Here is a 16,488-nt window from a genome sequence, read left to right on the forward strand (position 1 = left end):
GCGGGACTCAGCACGCCATGGCCCGCCGCGATAAATGCCCGATCAATCACGATTCACCTCCAAGTGAAATCGTACCTCCAGTTAGCCATCGACTGGTTGCAGGATTTTGGATCTGCACCCTTTTGCTCCCACCGAGCCTGGCAGGTGCGCCTACGGCTGAGGAACCGGATCTGCCATTTCTTTTAGCTCAGAATGAAGCCGAGAATGTTGAGAATCCGGGAGTTCTAGCACCGCCCGATAACGTAGAAACCGTGGCACCCCCATTGGAAAACAATGGAGGTGCCTTGCCTGGAATCGAGAACGCAGTCGGAAATAGTATTATTGCAGGCGAGGTTTCGGATGCGACCACCTTGGATCCCCTGGAAGGGGTGATCATCGATGTCATCGGCACCGGACGGACTGCCGTGTCCGATGCGAAAGGCCGCTTCAAGCTAGAAGGTTTCGCTCCCGGAACTTATAATTTAGAGGCGTCACAGCTCGGATATTTCGTCGCTTCTGCAACAGTTACGACACTTGAGGGTCAAACTGCAGAAGCGCGATTCGGCATGCGTATTAAGCCGATCGGCGATGCCGTGCAGGAATACATGCTGGAGGAAGAGACGGTGGTCGGCGAGTACCGCGAGGACGATGCCGCAGGTGCGCTGGATCTGGACTTGGCCTCAACCACCAGCATTGCCTCGGGAGTCAGCAAGGATGACTTCACCAAATCGGGAATCAGCGATGCGGGCGATGCGGTTTCCAAAATCAGCGGAGCCAACATCGTAGGCGGCAAATACGCCGTAGTTCGTGGTCTGGGGGACCGCTATTCCAATACGCTGGTCAACGGCGCTTTGATTTCCTCGGCAGATCCATCGAAGAAAGCGGTGCAGCTCGACTTGTTCCCGAGTGATTTGCTGGAATCGATTTCGATTTATAAAACCTTTAGCCCGGAATTTCCGGCGGAGTTCGCTGGCGGAACGGTTTTCATCAAGACGCTGCAATTTCCGGATCATCCGATTGTGGAGTTTGAATACGGGCAAAAATTTAATTCGCAACTCAAGGGTGACTTTTACGGCAGCGGCGACGATCTCGGGCTGTTCGGATTAACCGATGATAGTCTGCCGTCTGCCGTGCCAAGTTTGGCCAGCAAACAATTCACTCCCGGCGTAACGAGTGGTCGTCCTCCATCCGAGACCAATGCCACCGCCCAGAAGGCGATCGAACAAGCCACCGCGCTGCACCTGAGCTCTGCATTGCGCCCAGAGAAACGCGATTCACACGTGCCGGAGTCGTTTGGTGTCACTCTCGGAAACACATTTGATCTTGGTAATAATTTAGAGCTTGGTGTTGTCCTCGCCGGAACATCTTCAAATGGTGATGAGGCCATTAGAGGTGTCACAGTTGGGCGGAGCCTGAATCCTGGGGATGATGGACTTTCAGGAACCGGTGACGATTACCTTAACCGTACTCAGGAGGAGGATCGATATACGGCATATGCTGGGTATGGAATATTAGGATCGATCGGACTGCGTGCAGGAAAACGGCATAGTATTAACTTCACGGCTTTTCAAAATCACCGGGCTGAAGATGAGGTGATTCAGGCACGTAAAATCCATGACGACACTTCGGGTAGTGGACAGTTCCAGGAGTTTGCCGGGCCAGGGAGTATCAATGGTCAAGCCCTCCAATCCACTCCTTACGGAGCTACTGCTGCAACTTATCAGGCGTTGGATAGCACAATTCCTCTCCGGAGGACTTTGACTTTGATTCAAGGAAGCGGGCATCACGAGATCGGCAATGAGGAAATGCCGATTGAACTCGATTGGTTGTACTCTCGCAGTCGAGCAGTTGAGGAGAGGCCATCCACTCGGACTGTGTTCTTCTCTCAATTGGATTTCACCGATCCAAGGATTCAAAATATTGATGGTGCGGTTTATGATCCTTCATTAGGAGAGGTTTATACATTATCGGATATTTATAGTATCAACCCGGCTCTGAATAAAACTTATCGTGAGATGCTCAGCACCCGTGAGGACTCGGCGAATAGTCGATTGGATCTCACTGTTCCGGTTTGGTCAGAAAATGACGATTTCTTCAAGCTAAAGCTAGGTGGTAACTTGTTTGATCGTAATCGTGAATCTCGCGGTCGTTTGTTTACCTATACCATCGGGCAGGCTTTAAATGAAGAGTTGGCGAACGCTGATGGAGGGCAGTATGGTCAGGATTATTTGGATATGATCAATGGTACGGTCGATCCTAATGGAGATCCCATTTTCAATGGTCACGCCAATAATAATTTGTCAGACGGTATTTATATCACCGAAAATACAACAACCGGCAACACTGTCCGAAATGTTGATGCGGATACCTCTTTGGAAGCTGCTTACTTACAGGGGAATCTCGAACTAGGCAGGTGGATTTTAACCGGGGGTGTCCGTTATGAAGCGGAAGCCCGCTCGTACGAAGTATTGGCAGGTTTGAATCCAGCAGGATCAGTGGTGCCTAAGACAACAGTCAGCAACGATTATTTCCTGCCAGGAATTACGCTTCAGCGGGATTTTGGTTTGAAGGATCAGTTCACTGGAACCTTTGCGTGGTCGCGCACCGTCGCCCGCCCCACCTTTTTTGAATTCGCCCCCATCCGAACTGTGGATCAGGCATCCGGTGATACTTTTCAAGGTAATCCTGATCTGACTGATACTCTGATCGATAACTACGATCTCCGGTTGGATTGGAGACCTGATGGCGAGACTTCACTGGGTGTCAGTCTATTCCATAAAAACTTGGATTCTCCGATTGCTCAAGCCTATCGATACGGTGACCGGACATTCATCAACGGTAATACCGGAACGATTCAAGGAATCGAACTGGAGATGCAGAAGCGCTTTTTGGAGCACTGGACGATTACCTCGAACTACACCTACATCAAATCGCTGTTGGAATTCGATCAGCAGACGGTGCTCGGATCTCAAACGATTCGGACGACATTCGACGGTCAGCCGAACCATATTTTTAACCTTGCGTTCGGCTGGGATGATGTCGACTTGGGGATGTCTGCAACTCTTAACTATAATCTAACGGGTTCATACCTCACCGCCGTCCCACTTGGGGCCGATGAACCTCCTGTTCGACGTGATACGTATCATCAGCTTGATTTGATTTTGCAGAAACGAATCGCCATTGGTGAAAGTGTCGGAATCGTCAAATTAAACTTCGGGAATATCCTGAATTCGACTGATAGGCAGACCTTTGACGGGACTGATCTGGTTTACAGCTCTTACCGCAGAGGCAGGACTTACGGTCTTGAATTCGAATACCAGTTCTGATGGTAGGCCAACTCTTCTCTTTCCCAAAGACCAACCACCATAATTAACCAATGAAAAGAAAAGCATTATGCATCCTCTTCGGTCTCGCTCCGGCATCGTTGATGGCTGCGGACGTATCGGTGACATCAGATATCACCGTTAATACAACTTGGACGGCTAGTAATACTTATCTGCTCGATAAGCCGATCTTTATTACCAATGGAGCCACTCTCACCATCGAGCCGGGAACCCTCATCCTTGGTGAAGAGAATACCACCAATGAGACATTCGGCTCATTAATTGCCACCCGCGGTTCCAAACTGGTTGCGGATGGAACCAAGGAAGCTCCGATTGTTTTCACTGCACGAGCCGAGCGTGATGGAATTGACGGTGATCCGGAAGTTAAACCTGATCCAGCTTTTGGTGATGCTTCTTTCTGGGGTGGCGTTATTCTATTGGGCAATGCGCCGATCAACAACTATGTCGGCTCTGTTAATACCGGTGAAGCGGTGATCGAAGGGTTCCCTACCAATGGTGACACTTCTTCAACCAGCTTCGGTGGTAGTGATCCAACGGACAACAGTGGTATCCTGCGCTACGTTTCGATCCGCTTCGGTGGCTTTGAATTCCAACCGGATGAGGAAATCAACGGTTTGACTTTGGGTGGTGTCGGCAATGGCACCACGATCGACTATGTTGAGATCGTTTCCAACTCGGATGACGGAGTTGAATTCTTTGGCGGCACGGTTAACACGAAACACATCGCAGTGGCATTCTGTCAGGACGAGTGCTTCGATATTGATCAGGGCCAGCAGGGTTATCACCAATTTTGGTTTGGAATTCAAAATGCAGACCCACTTCTTGGCGACTTCGGTGGTGAGTGGGATGGTGGTAAGGGTGATACCGTTACCGGAACTCCATACACCACGGCGACGATTTATAACATGACTCTCATCGGCACGGGAGCTACCACCACGGGTAGCGTTGACGATGGTATCAATCTAAGCGACAACTTCGCTGGAACTTTGGCAAACTCGCTGGTTCACGACTTTAACGGTGCAGCACTTACAACCCAGTCTGACGGTGTTCAAAGTCCAAAACCGACTTTCAATAACAACACTTGGGGAGTCTTCGGTAATGGTTCTGGAATTGTGCCGAACATCGGTGGCACTGGCTCATTAGATCCTGCTGGCTCCGGCAACAGCGCTGTAGGAACCGATCCCGACCTGGGTGGAATCAGCCGCATCCCGGATGGCGGTCTTGATCCTCGTCCAAATGCTTCGAGCCCATTGTATAGCTCGGCTCTGGCAGATTTCCCTGCCAGTGCTCCCTCCGGTTTCTTTGATACCGTCAATTATCGTGGTGCTTTCGGTTCCGATAACTGGCTCGATGGCTGGACCTACCTTTCCCAGAATGGATACCTCGGTGATCTTGCCGACGTCCCATCAGACACGGAAATTCCGGAATTTGTGGATACCGATAGCGATGGCATGAGTGACTTCTTGGAAGACCAGCTCTCCGCCTACGGATTTGACAAAAATGTTTCTCAAACCGCGATGGTTTCATCGTTCCTTTCCGGTCAGGGATTCTACACCACGGATTCGATTCAGGAACTCGCCACTGGAAATCAAATGATCATCGAGGCTTCCGGTTCTGAGGTGAACCTTACGCTTCCGGTCTACAAGTCCAGTGATCTCGAGGAATTCACGCCAGCAGGAGATCTGGAACTCACCCTTCCAAAGGATGCTGCCAAGCAGTTCTACCGCATCCAGGTCGGTGGTGCTGAGTAATCGAGCAAACTCTAACTGACGAAATTGTCACATCGGGGTCGTCGGCAAAAGTCGGCGGCCCCTTTTCTATTTCGGCGGTTTCCAACCCCGCAATCCATGCGATTTCACGTCCCATTGTTCAGCCTGTTTTTCGTTGCTTCCTGTGTTGCACAGGAGGTGAAGGTCACACCCACAGAGGAACTCCGTACCACGGTTCACGAGTGGGTGGAGACCATGCAGAAAATTCAAACCGAAGAGAACGACTGGGGGCGCGATCAGGAGGTGCTGCAGAATTACCGTGAAGGACTTGAAAAAGAAATCACGGACCTGAAAGAGCAGATTGCTGCCGCGAAAACCCGTAAAGACGGTGCGGATCAGGAGTCACTCGATAAGAGCAAGGAGCGCGATCGTTATGCCAAGGCGAAGGATGATTTGGCGACAATCGTCCGCGGCCTGGAAGAGAAGCTGGCGCCGAAGCTGAGGACTTTCCCGAAGCCTCTTCTTGAGGAACCGAAGGTTGCCCAAGGAATCGAGGATTTTCAGCGTGATTACGCACTACCTGCTGACAAACGTGGCGAAAACGTTTCAAAGCGCCTGCTCAACGTCATCAACCTTCTCACCGAAGCAGAGAAATTCCAGCAAGCGGTCCATTTGCGTGCAGAGCTTCATCAAGACACGCAGGGCAGGGAGTTTAACATGCAGGTGATTTATTTCGGCCTCGCCCAGGCTTACGCGGTCAACGACGATGGCAGCTTTGCCCTGGTGGGTCGCCCGACTTCCGATGGGTGGAAGTTTGAAGAACACAAGGAATTGGCTGCCGACATTCAGCAGCTCGTTGCTTCAACCACCGGTGACCAGGATGCCGCATTTGTGAACCTCCCATTTTCCAAACCATGATCTCCCGTTATTTTCTAACAGCACTGCTTGGTGTTTGTTCCACATCGGTTTTTGCCCAGAGTCCGATCGATCAGGCGCGCACGGATTTACAAAAGTCCGTGCAGGAGCTTGGTGATACTCAGCGCGAATATTCGGATCTGCGCCGTTCGCTCTACCGTGACATCAACCGATTGGATGATGAGGCATTGTCCCTCGGAAAGGAACTGCGGACCTTGGATCGTGAAGAGGAGCAGCGGACCTCAAAGATTCGTAGTCTTGAACGCGAGGTCGAAGCGCGAAAAACGGATTTCAACTATGCCTCAGGGATTCTGAATCAATACTCCAAGGCTTTGGTCACCCGTCTGCACCCAGCGGAAAACCAGAGCTATGTTTCGGAAATCGAAGCGCTCGATCAAAAGGCCGCATCTTTGTTAGATAGTCCTGAGGAAGAACTCGCCGAGCGGGCTAAGGTTTTGGAAATCGGAATCGATCGCATCGGATCTCTCACCGGTGGCTATGAATTCGATGGCAAGGCGCTCCGAAATGGCAGTGAAGCGGTCGAAGGCAAGCTTCTGGTTGTAGGTCCCTCGGTTTTCTTCGCCAGCAAAGATAAGGAATTCGAAGGAGTAGCCACCTTTGCGGAAACCGGAACAGCTCTGCCTACCGTCGTAGGCGTTGAAGGATCCGATGGAATGATTCGTGATGCGTTGGCAAAAGGTTCGGGAACCTTGCCCCTGGACGGTTCCATGGGGAAAGCGATCGAAGTCGCAGCCGCAGACGAGTCGTTGATGGAGACGATTGAAAAAGGTGGCGTCGTCGGACATGCCATCCTCGTTTTGGGCTCGATCTCGCTACTGATCGCCTTGTTCAAGATCTACGAGGTCTCCCGTTTCCACGTTCCATCGCGCTCGATGATGAATGCGATTCTGGACGATCTGCTTTCCGGTAATCAGGCCCAAGCGCTGCAAAAAGCATCCGCGATCCCCGGGCAATGCGGCGAGCTGGTGGTCGCAGGCGTGGAACGTTTCCACGAGAAGCGTCGGGTTCTGGAAGAAGCGCTTTTTGAAAAGCTGGTGACCATCAAACCCATCCTGGAGCGCTTCCTGCCCTTCTTGGCGCTTACCGCTGCAGCCGCTCCTTTGATGGGACTGCTCGGCACCGTGCTCGGGATTATCAAAACGTTCAAGGCCATGGCGCTTTACGGAACAGGAAATGCCAAGAGTTTCTCATCCGGAATTTCGGAAGCGCTCATCACCACCGCAGAAGGACTGGTGGTTGCGATCCCGGTGCTGGTGATTCACGGCATGTTGAAGAGCTACGTGAAAGGCAAGTTTTCCGATGTGGAAGGAGTTGGAATCACGTTGGTCAACGGCACCACCGAGAAGCCATCTGAGAAAAAGAAATCGGAGGAACCTGAAGAGGGTGACGACGATGTCGAGTTGTCCCCAACCTTGGTCTAACCGGATTCTTTCATGGACTTTACCCGCATCTTTCAGGATGGCTGGCAGTTGTTTCTGTCTGGTGGGGCAATCATGTACATGCTCGGCGCGGTAGCCTGCTTGCTATATGCCACTGCCTTCGCTGCTCTGGCCTATGTCAATAAAGGCAATCTCAATGAAAAAGATGTCGAACAGTGGGCGGCATGGATTGAGCAACCGGATCAAGCAAAAGGCAGGCTCGGCGAAGCCCTCCGCTATGTGCTGCACGGACCGCGTCTTACCTTGAAAACGGTAGCGCGCCGGTTTGATGAAATCCGGCTCACCGTTTTATCTGCCATTGATCGTCGATTGCTGGTCCTGAACACCCTCATCGCAGCCGCGCCGCTGGCGGGGTTGTTAGGAACTGTCATGGGAATGCTCGCGATGTTTGCGGGACTTTCCCAAGGAAAAGGGCCTGCAGGCATGCAGCGGGTCGCAGACGGAATGCAGCAGGCACTCATCACAACGCAAACCGGTCTGACCATTGCGCTACCGGGACTTTTCATCGCGCTCATCATCCGGGCCAAACGGAACCGCATCGATGCGGCTCTGGTCCGACTTGAGAGCTTGATCCTCACCACACGATTTCACCGCGACCACTAACTCACCTCCGTTTCCATGTTCGGACGTAATCTCAACGATAGCTCGGACGAAGAAGTCCACGTCGATCTCTCATCGATGATCGACTGTATCTTCATTCTCCTCATTTTCTTCATCGTCTCGACAGTCTTTGTCGAGGAAACCGGAGTCACCGTGAATAAACCGGACGTCGGTGGGGCGAGTGCGCTTGAAAAGAACTCGATCCTGCTCGCTGTGACCGCGGAAGATAAAGTTTACTACGGCGGAGAAAGCATCGGTGTTCAGGGGGTGGTTGGAAAAATCAAACCACTACTCGCCGAAACGCCGGACATGCCGGTGATCATCCAGGGTGATAAGGACGCCAGTCACGGCGTCGTCCAACAAGTGCACGGTCAGGCGATTTTGGCCGGTGCCATGAAGGATCACATTTCCATCTCCACCAAGTAATCCGCTTTTCAGGCTCTACGATGTCTCGTCACGTTTACCGACCACCCCGGGGAAAATATTCCGGCATGTTCGCCATCTTGGGCGGATTGCTGGCGACCATCGGCGTGTTCATTGCGATCCCGCTGACTCAAAAACTGAGTGACGCGTTCGAGTCGACATCGCCTCCGCCCCCGGAATTCACCGTGGACCCGCCGGATGAGCAGAGCTTCGATACCGAGGAGCCTCCACCAGAGACCGAAGATGAACCGGAACCGGAGGAAATGCCGGAAGAACCCAGCGAGATCGATCTGGGCATCGATCTGGGCGATCTGACATTGGGAACCGGTGGCGGCTTTGTCATGGAAGTCCCGGATTTCGCCATGAAAGGCGGGGATGATCCATTTGGTGGTGGAGATCTGGATTCCGCTCCGGTCCCCGTGACCAAAATGCCACCGGTCTACCCGGCATCGTTGCTTAGCAAAGGCGTCGGAGGTCGGGTCCTGATCACTTGTGTGGTCAGTGAAGAAGGGACCATCGCCTCCACCTCTATCAAGCAGTCGTCCGGACAATCGGAACTCGATAAGGCCGCACTCGCTGCGGTCAACAAATGGAAATTCAAGCCAGGCACCAAGGGCGGCAAGAAGGTGAAGTCCACCTGCATCGTCCCGTTCAACTTTGAAGTGAAAAAGAACTAATCCCCATGTCACGCTCTCTCACATTGCTGCTTTCGCTGCTCGCCACCGCATCGGTCGGGTCGGCACGCATCATCCCGCCGTCGAATCTTTTTCGTGATCCATCCTTCGTGAAGGAGTTCGTCGGGAGTTATGGATTTCTATCCGACGTCGAGCCCAAGGTCAGCTCGGACGAGCAGGCACTGCTGATCAAAGTCCGTGAAATGTTCGAGGCCTCACGCTTCAAAGAGGCTGAGGACGAAATCGTCCGTTTCATCAAGGAAACCGAGGCTCCTACGGAAAAAGACAAGCAGCCTGGCGAGATCAGCCCGGCGATGATCTTTGTGTTGGGAAACCTCTACTTTCAGGCAGACCGGACCGATGAAGCCCGTCGGGCGTTCCTTGAGGCGATTCGTCGCTTCCCGCGATTCCGCCGCGCTTACACCAATTTGGGATTCCTCTACATTTCAAAGAACCAGACCGATGAGGCATTGCCCATGCTGCAGAAATCGATCGAACTCGGTGAGAATTCGAGCCGCGTATACGGTCTGCTTGGGTATTGCCATTTGTTGAAGAAAAACGCGCTGGCTGCGGAAAATGCCTACCGTCAGGCGTATTTGTTAGATCCGAATTCACGCGATTGGAAATTGGGTCTGGCCCAGGCATTGATGGCGCAAGACAAGTTCGCGGAATCCGCAGATCTGATTGGAACCTTGATTGAGGAAAATCCCAACGATAAGCAACTCTGGCTCCAGCAGACCAACGCGTATCTAGCCATGGATCGCAAAGAGGAGGCTGCCGTGAATCTCGAAATCCTGCGACACAAGGGGCTCGCTGATGAGAGCAATCTGAACTTGCTGGGGAATCTCTATTTGGATCAGAGCGAACCCCAGCTCGCCCTTTATGCTTATCTGGCGGCGATCGATAAAGCGCCAACCTTGAATGTCGCCAATGCCCTCAAGTCATCAAAAATTTTGAGTGACTACGGGTTCCCGGACAAAGCCGATGCCTTGCTGGCGAAGGCTAAAGCAAAAGGTGGTGACAGCCTCAGCGACGAGGACCAGCGTGAAATGTTGTTGGTTGGAGTGAAGATCGCCCGCGCCAAAGGCGAGCAAACCCGGCTGAATGGTTTGCTGAATCAATTGATGGAATTGGACCCGACCAATGGTGAGGTGTTGTTAGAAATTGCCCGCAACGATGATCTCCAATCGCGTGACGAAGCGGATGAAGAAAAACACGGCAAACTGGTTCAGGAAGCTCGGACGCACTACCAACTTGCCATTCGCTCGTCCGCGGTTGCTTACGAAGCGAATCTCGGTCTCGGCCAAATGCTGGTGAGGGAGCGCCGTTATCCTGATGCGTTGCCCTATCTTCAAGCGGCGCTCGATTTGAAGAAAAGCGATAGCCTCGACCAATATGTCAGCCGGGTGCGGCGCGCCTCGGACCGTCAGACAGACCGTGCCAAACAAAAGGAAGAAAGCTGATGAAACTTACCAAATACCCACTCGTCTTACCGATTCTGGTTTTATCCGTTGGATCATTGGCGCATGCGAATGAAGCGCTCGATGTGTTAGAGGGTAAAAAGAAGGCGGAGGATATCAATCTGCCTGCAGCCCCGGAAGGCTCGGCGGTTTCTGCCCCGGAGCCAAGCTACACTCCACCTGCCTGGTCGCCGAGTCCGATGGATTCACTTTGGGCCAAGTCGGTGTTGTTTCAGGATGATGCCAATCCATACATTCAACAACTCGCGATCACCGGCTTCTTCGATTTCCAGGCGGCATTTGGAGAGGTGAACGTGGATCGATCCGGTTCCACCCCTAAAAACTCAGTCGATGCGGACGGCACTCGCACACGTCGTGCTCGCCTGGGAGCTCGCATCCGGGCGTTTGGCAATACCGACATCGAAGCGAATGCGGAATTCGCCGGTGATTCCGATTACTCAGGAATCGAGCGCCTTAGCGCGCGGACCGAGCTGAATGAGAACGCATCTCTCACCTACGGAAAATTTCGTCCGACCTTCACCACGGAATACAGCACGGAGGATGAGTTCCTGCTAACTCCGGATCGTTCGATGCTCACCAATATGATCGCCCCATCACAAACATTGGGGATCCGATACAATCAGAAGTGGAAAGATTGGGAGTATGGTGCGGGTTGGTTTTCCGGCGATCGTGATCCGAACATCCCCGGGATTCAGGGGAATGGATTCATCTCCTTGAACGCACGCCGCACGTTCATCGAGTCGTCCGATGAAACGAAACTTCGTGGAGTTTGGCATGTGGATTACATCAACAACATGGATGGAAATACCTCGGACTCCATCACCAGATATAACGTCAAAGGCCGTCGTTCGGCGAATGGCAATCAGCTCGTGAACGAGAATCCATCGTTCCGTCATTTGTTTTCGACAGGGGTGACGTTGGAACAGGATCGCTACAGTTTCGCGGCCGATTTTATGTATGCCAAAGGAAATTCGGACGTGTGGGGTATTTCGCTTACCCCGAGCTATTGGGCGATTCCAGGTACGGTGAAAATCGTAGCTCGTTACCATTATGCGGATAGTAACGATCCGGGTGCGTTGGTTACCACGATGGGCACATCAAGCGATCCGGCCTTTGATGACTCACCGTTCTACGTCGGCGATGAATTCCATTCCTTTTATCTTGGAGCGAACCTTCATCTCTATCAGGACCGCATGCTGTTGATGAGTGGATTGGAATATGACATTTTGAAAGATGAGACCGGCGGTGGATTCAATGCCGATGCCTGGATTTGGCATACCGGTGCGAGATTGTCCTTCTAACGGAAATGACCCATGAAAGCGTGCTGGATTTCTTTGATCGTCTCTTGTTTGTGCCTGCTGCCAAGTGGTGCGGTGACATTTGATATGAAGTCGCTTGGCGCCAGCCTAAATGGTTGGGACAACCATCAAACCGCCCATTATTCGTTCTCGGATACCCATTATCAGACACATCAGCCCACGCTCACACGCACGCCCTCAGGGGGCATGTTTCTGAGCGCGCAAGTGGACCTGATTTCCAAAGGCAGTGCCGCTGCGGTTTGCCACCTTGGTTTGACCTTTAGCTCAGCCGGTGTTCTGGAGAGTGCCCAAGTGAAAGGAACCATTTCTGGGAAATCGATTGATACCGGATTGATACGGCGCCCGGATGCACCACAGGTTTCAGCGGCTGAAGAAAGCGCAGAACCTCCACGACCATTTCACGCGACCGATGAACTGATCAATGAGGTGTTCGTCGCCTTCGATGGTGAAATGGAAAAAGCACTGGGTGAGCGGAAAAAGGACCGTAAGGACCTGATCAGCAGAATTTTCACCCACGGTGCTTACAAGGCTGATCTATCCGCAGGCTTGAGGCATAACCTCAACCTGATCCTTCAGAGCGTCCACGATTGATCGACGGAGACTGTTTGCCACTGCACTTGCGTTATTGGTTCGCAGCCGCTTAGCCTGCGCGCATGTCAGCCAACATCCAGACCCGCTTCTTCACCACCGGTAGCGCCGATGAGCCGGTGATGTTGCGGGAAGGCGGCGTTTTACCCGGCGTCACACTCGCCTACGAGGTCTGGGGCGAACTTAATGAAGATTGCTCAAACGGCATCCTGCTTTTCCACGCGCTATCCGGTTCTCACCATGCGGTGGGTTACAATCCATCGATCGAAGGCACCGGCGATTTATGGCAACCTGAGCTTCATCACGGCTGGTGGGAAGAGATGATTGGTCCTGGTAAAGCCATTGATACCAATCAGTTCTGTGTCATCTGCGCAAACTACCTTGGTGGATGCTACGGCAGCACCAGCCCCGCATCGATCAACCCTGACACTGGAAAGCCCTGGGGCTCTGCATTCCCTGCGATCTCAGCGGCCGATCAGGCGGATCTGATGGCCCGTTTGTTGGATGAACTGGGTATCGATGTCCTGAACGCGGTCGTTGGCCCTTCGGTCGGGGGCTTATTGGCTCTCACGTTTGCAACCCGTTTCCCGACTCGGGTCAAAAATGTCATTTCTATGGCATCCGGGTTCAAAACCACGGTGCTGAACCGGCTGATTCTGTTCGAGCAAATCCTGGCGATCGAGAATGACCCGCACTTCAAAGTCGGCGATTACTACGGAGGAGAGCCTCCGCTCTACGGTCTCGCCCTGGCGCGGATGATTTCCCAGAAAACCTTTGTTCATCTCGATTCGATCGAACGCCGTGCGCGCCGGGACGTGGTGCAATCCGGTGACGTTCTCGCCTGGTATCGGGTGAGAGATCAGGTTCAGAGCTACATGCTGCATCAGGGGAAGAAATTCGTCGGCCGTTTTGATGCCAATACCTACCTGCGGATCATCGATATGTGGTCGCGCTACGATGGCGCATCCGAAGGCGATGCGGAGAACGCCGCGGAGCTGTTCGCCCGGTCACGGGAAAACGGCCAACGCTGGCTTGTCTTTTCCATCGATTCCGATTTCTGCTTCTACCCGGAAGAACAGGCGGAATTGGTCAAGCACCTGGAAGAGGCAAAAGTCGACGTCATGCACATCACCGTGCATTCGGAAAAAGGCCATGATTCGTTCCTGCTGGAGCCAGACCTTTACACGCCGCACGTTTCCTGGCTGCTGAGCCGCTGATTGGATTGGGAATTCGCAGGAGTGCGGATCGCATTTCAGCTGATTTCCAACGATGGTGCGTTTTAGTTTGAAGCGTATCCGCCGGTGGCTATCCTGTTTTTAAACTTTGGCTGCACAAGCGTTGCGATTAACAACGCTTTAAAATGCAGCTGGTTAAGATTTCAAATCATGGACGCTCTTGTTCCCATCGCCTTTGGTGCAGTTCTGATCATAGGGGCTTTGCTCATTCGTCTTTTCGCAAAAAAGCGCAGGCGTTGAACGCGCTCCTGGTGCTGCGGGGAAATTGCGGGAAATTCGTGACCTGCGCTCGACTCCGGGCCTTTCATCATCGCAAATTCACGCCATGAAGCCGCGCATCCACGGGAATTTCAACAAACAGGCACGGGAAAATCGCCATGTGAAACCGATGGAGCAGGAAACCACCACTCCATCGCTGGATGAGGATGATCTCATGCGCATCGTCGCCGAGCAGGCTGTCCCGTTCGTGCTGATTCTCGACTGTGTGCAGGACCCGCACAATCTCGGGGCGATCCTCCGCACGGCCGATGGTGCGGGCATTCACGCCGTGGTCGCCCCCAAGGACAAAGCGGTCGGCATCACGGAAACCGTGCGCCGGATTTCTGTGGGAGCGGCAGATCATGTGCCGTTTGCTCAGGTGACTAATCTCGCCCGGACGATGGAAAAGCTGCAGGCGGCGGGACTCTGGCTCGTCGGCACATCGGATCGCGCGGAAAAGTCGATCTACGATCTGGATTTAAAAGGCCCGCTCGGACTCGTTCTCGGCGCTGAGGAAAAGGGAATGCGCCGTTTGACCGAGGAAAACTGCGATTTTCTGGCATCCATCCCGATGGCCGGAAAAGTTGAGTGCCTCAATGTATCGGTAGCGACCGGGATTTGTCTGTTCGAGGCGGTGCGCCAGCGTCGGATCGCGCCATGAAGGAGCCGATCCTGATGATTTCCGATCTTCATCTGGCTCATCGCGTGTCGCGAATCACCGACGTCGCGGCATTGCGGCCGTTGCTGGAAGGAGCTGGCACCGTCATTTTCAATGGCGACACTTGGCAAGAGTTGGCGACCTCGCTCGAAAAGGAATCCGCCGCCATGCTTCAGGAATTGAAGGAGTTATGTGCCGATCTTGGCTGTGAACCGATCTTTCTTTCCGGGAATCACGACCCTGGCTGGGAAGGAAAAGGCTGGGTGGAACTGGCGGGCGGCAAGATCATCGTCACCCACGGCGATGCGATCCTTTACGGCGGCTCGCCCTGGAAACGGGAAGTGCTGACCGGCGGCGGCGCGGTGGAGCAAGCTTGGGCGAAATACCCGGGAGCCTGGGAAAATCCGGAAATCCGGATCAAAGTTGCCCGTGAGATTGCCAGTAAATTGCCTTCGGTGAAACACCCGGGCGGCAGGCACTTGTTTCAACGGGCGTGGGATGCGGTGGTTCCGCCCCAACGCGGGCTCGAAATGGTCATGGCCTGGCTAAGCCAGGGAGTCGAAGGTGGAAAATTCTGTGACCGATACTTCCCCGAAGCGGAAATTCTCATCATCGGGCACTTTCATTGGCAAGGTTGCTGGAGAGTCGGTCATCGCATCGTGATCAATACCGGCTCATTTCTCCCGCCGAGCCGCGCCCACTGGGTCGAGTGGAAAGATGGTCTGCTATCACGCGGCGTCATCGCCGAACCCAAGGGCGCCTACCGAAAAGGCACCATCCTCGATGTCTGGCGGGTTTGAGATAGGAGAATTAGAGCTGATAGCGGAGCATCAGGGCGGTTGTGAAACCATCCACATCGTAACTCACCTTGCTGGGGCCGATATCTTCAGAGAACGATTGGCCGAGGTCGCCACGGAAAAGCCCTTGGATCGACCAAGGTTGCCCTTTCGGCGTCCATTCGGCACCTAGTTGCAAATAGACCCCACCCAAAATGCGATCGCCGGATGAGGAATCTTTCCAACGAGCCAGTTCGCTCGTTCCGGAAGATTGCGTGGCGGTCAACGTTTCTTTTTGCAAAGCACGCCAGTGAAGCCAATGAACGGAAACTCCCATCCCGGCACGAAGCTGGACCGTGTCTGTGATCCGGCATCCTAAAGTGGGGCCAAATGAAAACGTGGTTTGATCGGCACTGAATCGGGTGCTGACCTGATTCCGAATCAGGGCTTCTTCAGACCCAAGGTCAATGGTTGTGGACTCTCTGGAATCAGGAATATTGCCAATCATGAAACCAGGGCTCCCCGAACTTCCTGCGTAGGGGGCGTCAGGGATATAGGCGCCGGTTCCGTCCAAATCATAGCGATCGGTCCAAGTGATCTGGCTGTCCTGTCTTGTTTGTACAAGTGTGAGGTCACTCCAATGCTGGTTCAGTCGAATCGGCATCCAGGACAGGGACGCAGAAATTCCCGGCTGAAATCCATAGAAGTCTTTCTGATTGACGGCCTCGAACTGAAGAAACGGTGCAAGTCCCCGCTCATTACGGCGCGAGTGCGGGGCAAAGCTCTGGGTGAGAGAATCACTTCTCACACTTTCGATCCCGGTGGCGTGGAGGTAGAGGCTGTCGCCGCTGACCTGGCTCGAATCGTTGTAACCCCAGTTTGAGGTCAGACCATCCGTGGCAGTTCCGGTGTCTGTATTGACATAGCCGTCGTCGTAAAGGCGGTCGCCAGTTTCATCGGCAGCACCAATTGAAGGGTTGAATTGCACATCGCCGCCGACCAGGGAGGGGATGCTGTATCCGCCGGAGCGGGAGCCACCGTGGAATCCGAATGTCCCGGCTTGGCGCCA

The 16,488-nt window shown here is 53.4% G+C and carries 14 protein-coding genes; 13 read left to right on the forward strand and 1 reads right to left on the reverse strand.

Features of this window, described 5'->3' with window-relative positions; genetic code table 11:
* Window positions 1-17: 17 nt before the first annotated feature.
* From JIN85_RS17360 to JIN85_RS17420, 13 genes are all read left to right on the forward strand, one after another.
* A complete protein-coding gene (locus tag JIN85_RS17360) occupies window positions 18-3,305 on the forward strand; it encodes an outer membrane beta-barrel protein (RefSeq protein WP_200273176.1) in 3,288 nt (1,095 codons plus the stop codon).
* 50 nt (window positions 3,306-3,355) lie between these two features.
* Window positions 3,356-5,074 carry a hypothetical protein gene (locus tag JIN85_RS17365; RefSeq protein WP_200273178.1) on the forward strand — a complete coding sequence of 573 codons (1,719 nt, stop codon included), beginning with the start codon at window positions 3,356-3,358 and terminating at the stop codon, window positions 5,072-5,074.
* A 96-nt stretch (window positions 5,075-5,170) separates the two neighbouring features.
* Entirely contained in the window at window positions 5,171-5,950 is a 780-nt protein-coding gene (locus tag JIN85_RS17370; RefSeq protein WP_200273180.1) for a DUF3450 family protein, read from the forward strand.
* Window positions 5,947-7,389 carry a MotA/TolQ/ExbB proton channel family protein gene (locus JIN85_RS17375; RefSeq protein WP_200273182.1) on the forward strand — a complete coding sequence of 481 codons (1,443 nt, stop codon included), beginning with the start codon at window positions 5,947-5,949 and terminating at the stop codon, window positions 7,387-7,389. Before JIN85_RS17370 ends, JIN85_RS17375 begins: the two co-directional genes overlap by 4 nt.
* 12 nt (window positions 7,390-7,401) lie before the next feature.
* Window positions 7,402-8,010 carry a MotA/TolQ/ExbB proton channel family protein gene (locus tag JIN85_RS17380; RefSeq protein WP_200273184.1) on the forward strand — a complete coding sequence of 203 codons (609 nt, stop codon included), beginning with the start codon at window positions 7,402-7,404 and terminating at the stop codon, window positions 8,008-8,010.
* Window positions 8,011-8,025: 15 nt separating this feature from the next.
* Window positions 8,026-8,433, forward strand: a complete 408-nt coding sequence (locus tag JIN85_RS17385) for an ExbD/TolR family protein (protein ID WP_200273186.1) — start codon at window positions 8,026-8,028, stop codon at window positions 8,431-8,433.
* Window positions 8,434-8,498: 65 nt separating this feature from the next.
* Window positions 8,499-9,107: an energy transducer TonB gene (locus JIN85_RS17390; RefSeq protein WP_200273188.1), complete on the forward strand. Its 609-nt coding sequence runs from the start codon at window positions 8,499-8,501 to the stop codon at window positions 9,105-9,107.
* 5 nt (window positions 9,108-9,112) lie between these two features.
* Window positions 9,113-10,567 carry a tetratricopeptide repeat protein gene (locus JIN85_RS17395; RefSeq protein ID WP_200273191.1) on the forward strand — a complete coding sequence of 485 codons (1,455 nt, stop codon included), beginning with the start codon at window positions 9,113-9,115 and terminating at the stop codon, window positions 10,565-10,567.
* Window positions 10,567-11,886, forward strand: a complete 1,320-nt coding sequence (locus JIN85_RS17400) for a porin (RefSeq protein WP_200273193.1) — start codon at window positions 10,567-10,569, stop codon at window positions 11,884-11,886. Before JIN85_RS17395 ends, JIN85_RS17400 begins: the two co-directional genes overlap by 1 nt.
* Window positions 11,887-11,898: 12 nt before the next feature.
* Window positions 11,899-12,495, forward strand: coding sequence for a hypothetical protein (locus JIN85_RS17405; protein ID WP_200273195.1), 597 nt, complete (start codon window positions 11,899-11,901; stop codon window positions 12,493-12,495).
* 62 nt (window positions 12,496-12,557) lie between these two features.
* Window positions 12,558-13,709, forward strand: a complete 1,152-nt coding sequence (gene metX, locus JIN85_RS17410; RefSeq protein WP_200273197.1) for a homoserine O-acetyltransferase MetX — start codon at window positions 12,558-12,560, stop codon at window positions 13,707-13,709.
* A gap of 343 nt (window positions 13,710-14,052) precedes the next feature.
* Window positions 14,053-14,646 (forward strand): 23S rRNA (guanosine(2251)-2'-O)-methyltransferase RlmB, encoded by a 594-nt coding sequence (gene rlmB / locus JIN85_RS17415; RefSeq protein ID WP_200273199.1) that lies wholly within the window; start codon window positions 14,053-14,055, stop codon window positions 14,644-14,646.
* Window positions 14,643-15,443 carry a metallophosphoesterase family protein gene (locus JIN85_RS17420; RefSeq protein ID WP_200273201.1) on the forward strand — a complete coding sequence of 267 codons (801 nt, stop codon included), beginning with the start codon at window positions 14,643-14,645 and terminating at the stop codon, window positions 15,441-15,443. Before rlmB ends, JIN85_RS17420 begins: the two co-directional genes overlap by 4 nt.
* 10 nt (window positions 15,444-15,453) lie before the next feature.
* Here JIN85_RS17420 and JIN85_RS17425 read toward each other — a convergent pair.
* Window positions 15,454-16,488: hypothetical protein (locus tag JIN85_RS17425; RefSeq protein ID WP_200273203.1), on the reverse strand; the 1,035-nt coding region annotated here is incomplete at its 5' end.

Source organism: Luteolibacter pohnpeiensis (assembly GCF_016595435.1).
Taxonomy (GTDB): domain Bacteria; phylum Verrucomicrobiota; class Verrucomicrobiia; order Verrucomicrobiales; family Akkermansiaceae; genus Luteolibacter; species Luteolibacter pohnpeiensis.